We start from the raw sequence: 12,979 nt of genomic DNA, 5'->3' as shown, positions 1-12,979 counted from the left end.
CCTTAGAATGGATAACCGATTCCTAAATTGAAGATGATATTTTCCTTTCGCCACGCAGAATTGCTAAAATCAAATTGATTAAACACCCAGCGCTTTCCTGCCGGCAGCCAGGGTTTGCGGAAAGGTATGGCCACATCCAGCCTGACAACCAGGAAGGATATATCAAACCGTAAACCGACACCACCGCCCACTGCCATTTCCTTCAAAAACTTGCCCGTGAATTTAGCGCCGGGTTTTAATGGCTCATCATTATAAAGCCAGATATTACCGGCGTCAACAAACAATGCGCCGTGTAAAAAGCCGCTTAACTTTTGTCTCAACTCCGTATTCAGTTCAAGTTTTATATCGCCTGACTGATCGGGTAAGAAGGTGGTGATAACGGTATCTCTATAAGTACCCGGACCAATAGAGCGGCTGCGAAATGCACGGATGCTGTTAGTTCCGCCCACAAAAAATTGTTTGATATAAGGCAACTGCATAGAATTGCCATAAGGTAGGCCAAAGCCAAGGATAAGACGATTGGCCCACACCGTGGTCTTTGACAATTTGCTGTAATAGCGGTTATCTGCTTCTAACCTTATGTATTGGGAAAATGGCGCCTTGAATATCTCCTTTACCTTTCCATTCTTAGCATCGGCGCCGGATAATAAGCCAGCTACATTTCCTGACAGGTCAACATTACCATTGAAATATAAACCACCACTCATAGCGGGCTTTCCCTGCAATTGATTGTAATTGTAATTATAGTTAGTTCCTAAAATAAATTGATCTTCTATCGCCTTCAGCAACGTACGATTTTTAGCCGCACTGTCTTTATATAAATCAGTTATCAAAAGAGGCTGCACATAATTGATGCTGATAAAATTGAATTGGTGTTCTTTTTGAAATGTCTGTTGCCAGTTATATCCTAATCCGGCACGGAACGATTGCATTGTGTATAGTTTCTGTTTGGTTAACAGGTCATAGCCAAGCAAAAATTTTGTTTTGGGTACAAAGCCGCCCTTTGGATTCAACTTAAGAAAGATAAACCGGGGAACAACGAAGTTGGCCTCAATGCCATACCGGAAAGTATTAAACCCGCGAAACTGACTACCGGCCTGTACTTCAAACCCGCCGGTCGCATCAACCGTAAAGAGCTCACCACCGCGCAATGTATTCCGGTTGCGCCAGCCAATTGTAATTGACGAACCGGTAAGGTTATTTGATTTGGTATTAGCGTTAATCTCACCTCTTATTGCTTTTTTGGGAAAAGGTGTGAGATAGTAATACGCATTGAGTTTTGATGAATCTATTCCTGGTACGGGTTCAAACCTGTTTTTTACAAACTTGAAAAGATCGAGGTTTACCAGCCGGCTGATAGTTTGACCGTGGTCTGTACGGTTATAAACATCACCGGGGTCAAACTGCATAGTTCGTTCAAATAACTTTGGCTTATACAATTTTTGTGAATCAACAAGATAATAGCCGGCATAAAATTCCGCATAGGCTTTAGATGTATCACCTGCTGTTGGCCGCAACCGGTAGCGGGGATAAATAAAAACATCATTAATGGTATAAACTTCTCTTGACTGAACAGGTGTTTCGGGTTTTATTTTTACATACAGGTCCACCTTATGACCTCCAACAGTGCTATCCGCTTGTATAATCAGAAAGTCAGGGTCAAAATAATAAAAGCCCCTTTCTTTCAGGTAAGCATCGATTCTTTCTCTCTCACCTTTGATCACTGCCAGGTCAAAAGGATCACCAGCTTTCAAAAAAGTTTTCGCTGATGATTCATTGATCGTTCTTTGCAACACAGCACTTGTATCCTGTATATATTCAACCTTGCTGATAAAATATCTTTCACCTGCCTGTACTGTGTAAATAGCTCGTCCTCTTTTTCTTTTTACTGTTGTATCTCCCTGCACCTGTGCCTGGAAATAACCACGGTTTTCTAAATTGCTCCGCAATACTTTTACATTGTAGTCGACATTTACCGAACTGAGTAAGACGGGTGGTTCACCCATTTTTTTTCTTAACAGCTTATTATTGTTGAATAATAGCTTGAAGGGTATTCCCAATACCCGTTGATTAGGTTTTGGGCGGGTAAGAGAAATGAGTTCGCGTCGCAACTCTTTTTTTAAACTTGGTCTTGAGCCCGGCGCTTCGAGGTCAACTGTGGCGCCCATATAAAGGGCATCGCCTGGCGGCACCTTTTTCGTAGCACTGCAAGATGCCAGTATTGAAACAATGATGATACTTATGAAATAATTCCTGCCTGCCATTCTACTGATTATTTGTTGACGTAGTGCTGTCAGCTGCGGCAGCCTTTTGTTGCATTTCCAATTCCCGTTGTTTCCTTCTCTGCTCCCGGCGTTTCTGTCTTTCTCTTACTGAAATAAATATTTCCCTGAACTTGTTATAGTCAACCGTGATAATAAATGCCACGCCGGTTTCAATAATATATCCGTCGATCACACCCTGGTATTCGTTCTTTCGATAGGCTCTTAAGAGGTAACGATTGTCGCGGCTTACCCGATAGTCAAGGGCCACATTACCGGCGATGTTACTGGATTGCTGCCTGGAATTTTGCGGACCTTCAAGCTCAAAATTGCTTCCTACTGAAACCGTAAGCCGGTCATTCAACAATTGTTTGGAAAGACCCACATTCAGATCGGTTCTGTCTCTTCGCTGCCCCGTTGTATAATCTTCTGATGACAATACATCAAAATTCAAATCAACACCAGCTACCAGATTCTCCGCCAGGCGATTCAATTGTTCGGTTAAAAGTTTACTTACACTTTGTCTTGCAAACATAGAGGGATTAAGAACTTCGCCACTGCCCTGGAAGGGATTATCAGCCATAAACCTGTTCAATAAAAGGAGGGAGAAAACCTGTTTATTCATTTCACCGGGATCCTGGCGCAGCTGGTCAAGCCTTGTTCTTACATTCGTAATAATTTCACCGCCTACTACATAACTTTTATTCTCCGGTAAAATAATATCAAAGCTTATCTGCGGCTTCAACAGTTCTCCCTCCATTTTCAAATGAACATCGAAGGGAAGTTTTTGCAGGTAGGTATTTCTCTCAAAAGCAGAAGCAGAGTCCAATTGGTTTTTTACTAAATCAAGCGGGGCCGTGTTGGCGACATATATCGCCTCAATATCAACTGAAGCTTCTGTGGGAGCGCCTTCCCAGATAATTTTGCTTCCTTTTTGAATATTGAACTTGCGGCGAATAAAATTGAAACTAAGATTGTAGGTTCCCTCCTCCAGTTCATACGAACCTGTCAATGTAACCTTGCCACTGGGATCAATGCCACCTACTAACAACGCTTCACCTTTTACATTTAAAAAATCACCATTGCCTTCATCAATAATGATGCTGAATGTTGCTTCTTTTTCTACTTCGATATTGGTGGTGATATCCATTCCTGTGTAGGGACTTGTGTTCAGAGAATCATACGCTAATAAGAACAACGAATCATTTACCGGCTGATCCATATCTACAAACTCTACAATGCCTTCACGATCTACTACGCCGGGTTCCCGCTGGGGTATTACTACAGTCATGTTGGTTTTATCGTTCACTACCAGCCGGCCATCAATAGCAGGAGCTTCTTCGGTACCCTTCACCGTCATGTTAGTATTGATATAAAGCTTGCCGTAAAAAATCTTGTTATCTTTTTTGGTACTGTTTAAGATGCGGAAATCATTGGCCCTTATCCGCATATCAAAATTGTAGTTGATGAAATTATCCGTACCGGCGATACCATCGATTATCAACGAATTGCCGGCGGAATCTTTGATAGCAAACCGGTCAAAGCGAAAGCCTCTTTCCGTTACATTAATTTTTTCCTGGTCAATGCTGAAGCGGTTATTGAACTGGCTGTAGTTAAATTCAGTTTTATTAAAATGAAGATCGCCGTTGATAAGCGGTCTTGCCATCGTTCCTTTTACAGTAAACTTACCGTTGACAGAACCAGAAGCCTCTTTGATCATTCCATCGGAAAAAGCCTGGGCAGTTGCCATTGGCAGCTCTTTAATATCCAATAAAAAATCAAAATTGCTCTCAACCGGTTTTACAAAATAGTCTCCTGTTAGCTTCACGTTATTGCCCCGGCCACTAAGCGCAATATCAGCGCTATATACATCAGGTCTTTGATTATTAACAAGCAATTTTACATTTCCTACCGTATCTGTTTTTATACTCAGGTCTGTTATGGTTAAATCGCCGATGAAAACCGGTTCTTTCGCAAGATCATTAAATGTGATCTTGCCGTTTATTGTTCCGTCAGCAAAAGTGGAATCCGTATTGACAAAACCAGTGAGTGTTGCCAGCTTGAATTGATCGAATATCACATCCATCGGTGCATTGTTGCTGGACGAGACGCTGTTGATGGTCAGTTTCTGACCATTCTTACTCAATATAAAGTTGCTGGCATTTATTCCATCTTTTCCATAAATGATTTTGTTGTTACCTGCAACAGACCAGGCATCATAATTCAATAATAAACTATCCGGTTTTATGGCAAACTGGTAAATACCATTGGTAGGCTGCTGAAACAGGCCCTTTACATTGTACTTAACCCTTGCCTGCCTATCTTTTATATTGAGAGCAAAGTCAATGTTATTATTCGCAATCAATGCATGAATGGTTGTGTTGTCCAATACAATGCTTTTTCCGCTGGAAAAATTTTTTGCAGTCGCTGAAAGCCGGATTGCATTATTGCCCGTACCGGCATTGAGCACAAACTCTCTCAATTTATTGGGGCCGATATCCAATGCAGGAGCTTCTACTTTTGCCGACCATCCTGATTGACTTGTGAAACGACTTTGTACCGAAACAGAATCGATCCGTTGCAGGGAAGGAATGATCACTTTTAACGCTGGATTATCCAACACATAAGCATTTAAAGTGAAATCATATGGCTGGCTTACTGTGGCAGTATTTACAGGGCCGATCGCAAAATAAGGTTGAATGGCTTGTTGAAAATTAGTTCCTATATCGGTCAGTCGATATTGTCCCTCCAGCATTGCAGACATAACATCACTTTGTAGTTGCAGGGAATGTCCCTTGTCACTGCGATTGGCCAGCACCTGTATGGTGTCCAATTGTAATCGTTGATTATTTTGAACGATCACTGATTCTGTTACCAGCAACTTACCCTGCAGATCATTGGGATCAGATACCGGGAAGTCGGCATCTACCTTTCCTCTAAAAATAACCGGGGCCGTTGCAAAATGAAGTGGTTGCAGTTTTAGGCTATCGATCATTCCAGTCACTTGCACCCCAGGAAACTCTTTGCTAAGGTCTGCTTTTGCATTCAGCGCTAAATGAATATTAGGATCGGTAATGGCTGCATTTATATTGGCTTTTTGATTGGCTATATTTCCATTGAATCGAACATCCTTGTAAGTGTATTGATTAATGTATGCGGAATGGATAATACCATCAAAAGCGGCATCCACGGTTTTTGGATCAAACCCCATTCCCTTTGCTGTAACGGAAGCTGACACAGGTCCGAACATTTCTTTGTCCTGGATTATTGTTCCTAATTGCAATGATCTCGTATCAATTTTTGCATTATATCCTATGTGCTTTGGATCGTCTAACTGGCTAAACCTTCCTTTAATGGTTGAATTGCCCAAATCAGTGTTGACAGCGAGATCAGTATTCATTTGCGTATTATTCCCTTTGATCGCACCATTCGCATTAAACCTGGACGGAAGTGTGATTGTAGCAGGTAATATATTTTGAGGAATAAAAAGATCCATGTCTCTTTTCGAACTGCTGATATTCCGGATGTTGAGATCAGCCACCATATTTTTCATTGCCGGCAGTCCTGTAATCTTTCCAGCTATATCCACCTTCGTATCTCTTAATCCCTGCAATTGTAGTTCATCAATATTCAGTTCGTTGATACGGCCATTGATGCGGCTGTTTATGTACCATACTGCGCCAGGATAAGCGAAGGCGGGTTGCTGGCTCAATTCAGGCATGAAAGTCAATACATCCTTTACCGAGACTTTGCTGTCCTGCAAATCGAAATCAACGTACATATTACCAATGTCGTTTTTCAACGACTCCAGCGATTCATAGCGGATGGTGGCGGATCTTTTTAACTCCGTGCCGGGTGTTTCCAGGTAAAGGTCATGCAAGTATGTTTCTTTATCGGTATAGAGAAATTCGATTTGCAGATCATTCAGCACAAACCCACTTTTCTCCTTAAAACCAGCTTTGCTGATTTTAGCGGCCATCGAATCAACATCGAGTAAAATATTACTTGCCTTTAAGTTTAAAGCATCAGCTTTCAGGTGGGCATAGTCCATTCCCTTCGCCACTTTAGGATTGTTATCATTATCAAACTGAAAATTGTTATCAGCGATATCTAATGATTTTACCTGTATGTGCCAGCCTGCCTCTACCTGGCTTTTGGCTTCCTGTTTTACCTCTTTGATGACGACTTTAGTTTCCTGTTTTTTACCCAGCCTGACGGAAGTAGTGGATTTATTCAATACGATATTCTCCAGGTCGATGATGCGATTGTCCAGGTCAATATTGTTTGATTGCACATTTAATTGTCCCAGGTCAATCGTTGCATAGGTCGCGGAGACGTCGTTTTTGAAATCAAGTTTTATTTTTTCAAGGTTTACTTCATTGAAAGCGAGTTCAAGTGGGTTAGGTTGTTTTGCTTCAATTATGTCTTTGGCTTCAGGTTCCGGTTTTGCCAAAGGTTTTATTTGATAGACTCTCGCTATTAACCCACTGATATTTGTTTTAGGAACGTCAAACAACAACTTCGCAGGATCAAATTTTTTCACTCTTGTATCCAGGTGATCAAGCCAGGCTTCCATATCGCTGCCAGTGATCACGTCATTATACAAAATTCTTATTTTGTTCAATTCAACATAGCCTATGTTAAACGCAGAAGTTGAAGTATCAGCACTGGTTGCTGGGGAAGAGTTTTTTGTGGCAAAGGCATCGATAATAAACTGGAAATTAAAAATGGTGTCAGGCAACTGTCTTTTTACTTTAGCGGTGATGTTATTTAATGAAACGCTCCTGATATCAACTTCGTTTTTGGTAATCAACCGCCAGATATCAAGGTCGGCTTTTATTTTTTTACCGGAAAGCAGCGTATCTTTTTGCCGGTCTTCTACATAAATATTTTCCAGCACAATGTTTTTGGGCAGGCCGATGTAGATTCTCCCCACCTCAATCCGGGTGTCCAGTCTATTCTCCAGGTAGGTGACAACTTTTTTTCGGATGAAGCTTTGAACAGGCGGAGTCAGTATTAAAATAAAAATTAGCAGGATGAGGAAAAAAATCCACATCACAGTTTTCAACAAAAATTTGCCGACACGTTTCCAGGTGTTTTGCTTTACTGTTTGTTCCTGCATTACTACCAACTTATACGGTACCGAAAGATGTCATTCTAAGATTAGAAAATATCGTGCTATAAATGTTAAGGGTATAGCGATTTGCAGTGAAACAGGTACAATTTGCCCGTATTCGCTAAATTGCTCCAAATAATCTCGCCATGCGCCGTTCCAGGATTGCCGGTATAGGAATGTATGTTCCATCGAATGTTGTTACCAACAATGATCTCATAAAATATATGGACACCAGTGATGAATGGATACAGGAAAGAACCGGGATAAAGGAAAGAAGATACGCTGATCGCACCCGGGAAACAACTGCTACCATGGGTATTGAGGCATCAAAAATTGCAATTGAAAGGGCGGGCATTACGCCACAGGATATCGACTTTATCATCTTCGCCACCTTATCGCCCGATTATTATTTTCCAGGCTGCGGCGTGTTGCTCCAGCGGGCTATGAAGATGAAAGAGATCGGTGCTTTAGATGTAAGAAATCAATGCAGTGGTTTTATTTATGCCATCAGCGTAGCCGATCAGTTTATAAAAACAGGCATGTATAAAAACATCCTGGTAGTTGGTAGCGAAAAACATTCTTTTGGTCTCGACTTTAGTACCCGCGGCAGAAATGTATCAGTGATATTTGGTGATGGCGCCGGAGCAATAGTGTTGCAACCAACCGATTCTTCGACAAGCCCAGGACAAGTTCAGGGTATTCTGAGTACTCACCTGCACAGTGATGGAGAAAGTGCCGAGATACTGGCGATGTTTAATCCGGGCACACATGCAAACCATTGGACCAATGAATCGCTTGCCGATTTTAACAATGCTGAAATTGGCGATATGTTCATGAGCCATTCCATGATTGACAAAGCGCAAAATTTTCCCAATATGGATGGCCCCACCGTTTTTAAAAAAGCCGTTGTAAAATTTCCTGAAGTAATTATGGAAGCCTTAGCGGCCAACAGGCAACAACCATCGGACATCGGCTTACTCATTCCTCACCAGGCTAATCTTCGCATCGCCCAATTTGTACAACAAAAATTGGGATTGAAGGATGACCAGGTGTACAATAACATTGATAAATACGGTAACACGACGGCGGCATCTGTTCCGATTGCTTTATGTGAGGCCTGGGAGCAAGGAAAAATAAAGGAAGGCGACCTGGTTTGCCTGGCAGCTTTCGGCAGTGGATTCACCTGGGGTAGCGTATTGATCAGGTGGTAGTTCATCGATTGAAAAACTGTAGATGCTCTTCGGCTTATTTATTACTGGTGCAATTCACTTGTGAGAAGTACATTTGTGGCCCTTTTGATCTACGAAAAAGAATGCAGCAGCGTATTATCTATATTATCAACCCCATTTCCGGAACCAGAACCAAAAAAGATCTCCAGCAATTTGTTGAACAAAAAACAAAAGAAAAGGGAATTCCTTATCATATATTTCCATCAGTAGCAAGTGGTGATTATTCCTTTCTCCAACCCATCATTAAAGAAGAAAAAATTACAGATATAGTAATAGCCGGCGGTGATGGAACGGTGAGCCAGGTAGTAAGCAGCCTGATGGGTGAAGATGTAAACTTTGGTATTATCCCCTGCGGATCCGGCAATGGTTTGGCGTTAGCTGCAAAAATTTCCAAACAACCAGCCAAAGCACTCGATGTTATTTTCAGTGGTAAGGCATCAGCTATTGACGGATTTTATGTCAACAAACAATTTGCCTGTATGCTTTGCGGAGTAGGTTTTGACGCAAAAGTGGCCCATGAGTTTGCCCATCAACCCAAACGGGGATTAAAAACCTATGCGACGCTTGTCAGTAAAAATTTTTTCTCCATTTCTCCTTACGAGTTTTCCATTGAAAGTAATGGAATGGAATTTTCAACCGAAGCATTTTTTATCAGCATTGCTAATAGCAACCAGTTTGGCAATAATTTTACCATCGCCCCAAAAGCATTGCTGGCTGATGGCCTGTTGGATATTGTGATCGTAAAAAAATCGGCAAAGCCAATATTGTTGTACAACCTGGTGAAACAAATATTTGCCGGTAAAATAAAAAAGGTAGAGAGTTCCCTGCATCAGCCAATTATTTATTTTCAGACCAAAGCGATCGTTATCAAAAACAAAAGCAATGCTCCCATGCATATTGATGGGGATCCTGCGGAAACTCCCGAAAAACTAAAAATTGAAATCAGGAAAAAATGTTTCAGGTTAATTCAGCCGGCAAACTAAGGTTTTCATTGAATATTTAATAATCGCTTAAGCTCCCTGAAACTTTTAGCATTGGCAGAAGAGCTAACTGATATAGTAACGTCCTTTTTCTCCCTTTTACTAAGGTGAAAATTTAGTGCCGCCTTATTTTCTTCATTATCTGAAGCATACTGGAATAAAACTTTGTGAACGGTTCTACCCGGATGCTCGCTATAGTAGCTCAGCATATCGTTTTGAAAATATTCCATCATTTTGAACCAGTTGTGCTGCAGCAACAAAAACGGTTTGGTTGCATGATCGGTAATATCATCTGACATATACGGGAATTCCCAGCCACCGGGACTGCGATCTCTTATTTGTATAATTAAAACACCACTGGTATTTTCTTTTATCCAGCCATCGAACGCTTCCAGGAAGCGGAGTGATGTTTCCTGGCCATAATTATCACGCAGGCCGGCATCCATTACATCTATAACCGGGTTAGATGGCAGCCATACATTCGGTAACACAACGGGGAATGTTGCATTCATACGAAGTGCAGTAAGAATTCTCAAATTATACGGATCCTGGTTTTTGAAAAAAGCACCGAAATCAATTACATCAGGATCCATTTCCGGTATGCGACTGGTATCCTGCCAGCCCTGCATCATAAAACTTACGGGTTGTGTACTGATGATGAGTTTACGACTATCTCTTGTTACTACCGAATTATAAAAGATCAATGGAATATTTGCCTCCTTTTCATCGGCCGCATAGTCTTTTATATGCTTATCGAGAACTCCCCTGGTGTTCATGTTAAGCTTCTGTTCAAAAGCATATCCCCTGTCCTTAACATATGTATAATCGTTTACTTTAAACTTTTGCGCAGGTGCAATTAGATCTCTTGCTACAAATGAAGAGAACAAAGGGTTTAACACGTCGCTGGCAATATCATCCACATATTTTTCATCCTGCAGGTTAATGGCCTTTCCGTTTAATCGTTGTAAAAACAATTCACGGAAATAAGTAGCACCTATCATACCACCTGATGCACCATTGATAAGAAAGATTCTTTTCATGATAGCGCCATGAGTAAGACTATCCAGGTGTTGTAACATGCTCATGGTGAATGTGGCGCTCCGATGACCACCGCCGCTGGTGTTTAACAATACCAATAAAGGTTTTGCACTATCCTGTTTCCTTTTCCATTTTTCCAAAATGCTGATCATATTCTGCCGATCAGCTTCTACCTTTTCCCTGGTACATAAGGTCATTAGGCCTTCCTTTGAATAAGAAGGCCTTTCTTTTTTATTTTGATAATTGATACCGTAGGCCTTGTTACGCGGATCAATCCATTCCTTTTTATAAAAAAAGTTTAAAGCAATCAGCAACAATAAAAGATAAGGAATGCTCCAGCTCTGCAAAAAGTAAGAAAATGCGCCGGCTACACCGATAAGAATGGAAAAGAAAATCGTAATGCTGGCTGCGGCCGGGATCTGAAAAAAAGGTGAGTCAAGAAAAAAGCCGATACCGATCAATAGTATAAACGCAAAAAACACACACATGATGGCAGCAAAGTGATGCCGCTTGAACAAAGATTCTACAAATTGTGGCGTGTAATGTCTTACGTCTCTTGTTGGCCGCAAACGACTGGGTGAGTCAAAATACCATTCTACATGAATAAGACTTTCATCATATGAAACTTCTTTTGCAGGCCGAAGATGAGTGATATATTCACCAGGATTGTTGATAACCGGCATCATCCGTCTCAAGATCGATTTATCGGCCCGGAAAAAATAAATAAACGAAATAGCCAACACCAATGCAAGACCGCTGATAAACCCGCCAGCTAAAAAAAGAATCTCCACATTTGAAGTCAGTTCTTTGTAGCGGGTAAACTTGTACGCATTAAAAAAATAGAAGATGATAAAAAGAATAGGAATAACCGAGTTATTAATGCAATACTTCAAAAACGGATTGGTAGTGGCAGCCAAAAATCTGAAGTTCCGGCTGAACAAAACAAACGTACTGATATTCCAGCTCATGATAAACATGCCGATCGACGCACCGACCAGTGCCGCACTTATTGAATTCACATTGCCGAGGTATTCTGGTGCCAGGTAAAGTGAGTCGGCGCCGAAGGTATTCATGAAACTGCTGTTCACAACCGCAAAAAGAATAACCCAAAAAAGTAATAGGACCTGGTATTTCCTGAAGTGCAGGAATAAAAGTTGAACAGGAAATGAATAATAAAAGCCTCTTAGCCAAACTTTCATGAAAAAGTTAACTGGTGATGCTTAAAAATACTATTTAAAGCCAGCAATGCAAACAAGCTTTTCTCTAATTTATGTTAAACGATTTTTCTCATTACGGATGATAAAAAACATCCACACCAACGCTAATAGTAAAAGCATAGCAACAAATTGATGGGCCACTGCCAGCCAAAGAAAGCTGTATTGCTCAGGTGAATATAAAACAGATAATATTCCTAGTATAACCTGTACAAGCACTAAAAGCAACGGCAAGCCCCTTGTTCTGCTAAATAAATAAGCAGTCTTTATTTTAAACGCCTGCCAGCTCCATATAAATAAAAGAATAGTGATTATATAAGCGAGATTGCGATGGATAAAATGAATGACTAAAGGGTGATCCACTAAAAAACTAATACCGGCAAATTCACGGTCCCCAAATGAATGAATATTAACGGGCCACCAAACTCCGTTAATAGATGGCCATGTTGGTGCGGCGGTTGCAGCTTTCAGCCCCGCCATAAAGGCGCCGTATATCAACTGCAAGGTGAGCAAAGCGATCAACCAGCCGGTGAAGCTTCTTAATTTGTTGTTGTAGGCCAATTGAGAGGCAGGTACTAATAATTTTAATGCGAACCATAATGTGTAACATAAGAGAACCAGGGCAAAAATGAAATGAATCGCCAACTTATAATGGCTTACATATAATAACTCCGAATCATCCAATCCGCTTTGCACCATGATCCACCCCACAAGACCCTGCAATCCACCCAATAAAAACAGGATGATCAGCGGCCGGATCATTTCCCTTTTAAATCTTTTTTGAATAATGAAAATGATAAAAGGAATAATAAAAACTACACCGATCAATCTTGCCCAAAGACGGTGAAACCATTCCCAGAAAAAAATAAACTTAAAATCAGCAAGAGTGAAATGATAGTTGAGGTATTTATATTGCGCAATTTGTTGATACTTCTCAAAAGCAGCCATCCAGTCCTGTTCATTCATGGGCGGTAAGGCTCCCATAATAGGCTTCCATTCTGTAATGGAAAGTCCTGAACCGGTCAACCTTGTTATTCCTCCCAGCAATACCTGGATGATAATCATAAAAACGCCGGTGAGCAGCCAGATCGCTACGGGGCGTGAAGAACGGGGTTGCGTTAGTTCATTATGCATAGCGGGT

The 12,979-nt window shown here is 41.1% G+C and carries 6 protein-coding genes; 2 read left to right on the top strand and 4 right to left on the bottom strand.

Annotation, left to right across the window (positions count from 1 at the left end; genetic code table 11):
- Positions 1-2: 2 nt before the first annotated feature.
- Together tamL and P2W73_RS13415 are read right to left on the bottom strand one after the other, a co-directional pair.
- Complete coding sequence (gene tamL / locus P2W73_RS13420; protein ID WP_276502566.1) at positions 3-2,264, bottom strand: translocation and assembly module lipoprotein TamL; 2,262 nt, start codon at positions 2,262-2,264, stop codon at positions 3-5.
- 1 nt (position 2,265) lies between these two features.
- Positions 2,266-7,383, bottom strand: a complete 5,118-nt coding sequence (locus P2W73_RS13415; RefSeq protein WP_276502565.1) for a translocation/assembly module TamB domain-containing protein — start codon at positions 7,381-7,383, stop codon at positions 2,266-2,268.
- Positions 7,384-7,523: 140 nt separating this feature from the next.
- On the opposite strand from P2W73_RS13415, the gene P2W73_RS13410 reads away from it, so the two are divergent.
- Positions 7,524-8,588 (top strand): 3-oxoacyl-ACP synthase III family protein, encoded by a 1,065-nt coding sequence (locus P2W73_RS13410; RefSeq protein WP_276502564.1) that lies wholly within the window; start codon positions 7,524-7,526, stop codon positions 8,586-8,588.
- A gap of 101 nt (positions 8,589-8,689) precedes the next feature.
- Positions 8,690-9,589, top strand: a complete 900-nt coding sequence (locus P2W73_RS13405) for a diacylglycerol/lipid kinase family protein (RefSeq protein WP_276502563.1) — start codon at positions 8,690-8,692, stop codon at positions 9,587-9,589.
- 5 nt (positions 9,590-9,594) lie between these two features.
- Here P2W73_RS13405 and P2W73_RS13400 read toward each other — a convergent pair whose 3' ends face one another.
- Positions 9,595-11,823 (bottom strand): hypothetical protein, encoded by a 2,229-nt coding sequence (locus tag P2W73_RS13400; RefSeq protein ID WP_276502562.1) that lies wholly within the window; start codon positions 11,821-11,823, stop codon positions 9,595-9,597.
- A gap of 69 nt (positions 11,824-11,892) precedes the next feature.
- Positions 11,893-12,972: a COX15/CtaA family protein gene (locus tag P2W73_RS13395; protein ID WP_276502561.1), complete on the bottom strand. Its 1,080-nt coding sequence runs from the start codon at positions 12,970-12,972 to the stop codon at positions 11,893-11,895.
- Between the last annotated feature and the right edge of the window lie 7 nt (positions 12,973-12,979).

Source organism: Terrimonas pollutisoli, from assembly GCF_029360765.1.
Taxonomy (GTDB): domain Bacteria; phylum Bacteroidota; class Bacteroidia; order Chitinophagales; family Chitinophagaceae; genus Terrimonas_B; species Terrimonas_B pollutisoli.
This window is presented reverse-complemented; position numbering and strand designations above follow the sequence as displayed.

Coding starts and splice junctions, on each gene's coding strand:
- tamL (WP_276502566.1), bottom strand. CDS start 2,264: ATGGCAGGCAGGAATTATTTCATAAGTATCATCATTGTTTCAATACTG.
- P2W73_RS13415 (WP_276502565.1), bottom strand. CDS start 7,383: ATGCAGGAACAAACAGTAAAGCAAAACACCTGGAAACGTGTCGGCAAA.
- P2W73_RS13410 (WP_276502564.1), top strand. CDS start 7,524: ATGCGCCGTTCCAGGATTGCCGGTATAGGAATGTATGTTCCATCGAAT.
- P2W73_RS13405 (WP_276502563.1), top strand. CDS start 8,690: ATGCAGCAGCGTATTATCTATATTATCAACCCCATTTCCGGAACCAGA.
- P2W73_RS13400 (WP_276502562.1), bottom strand. CDS start 11,823: ATGAAAGTTTGGCTAAGAGGCTTTTATTATTCATTTCCTGTTCAACTT.
- P2W73_RS13395 (WP_276502561.1), bottom strand. CDS start 12,972: ATGCATAATGAACTAACGCAACCCCGTTCTTCACGCCCCGTAGCGATC.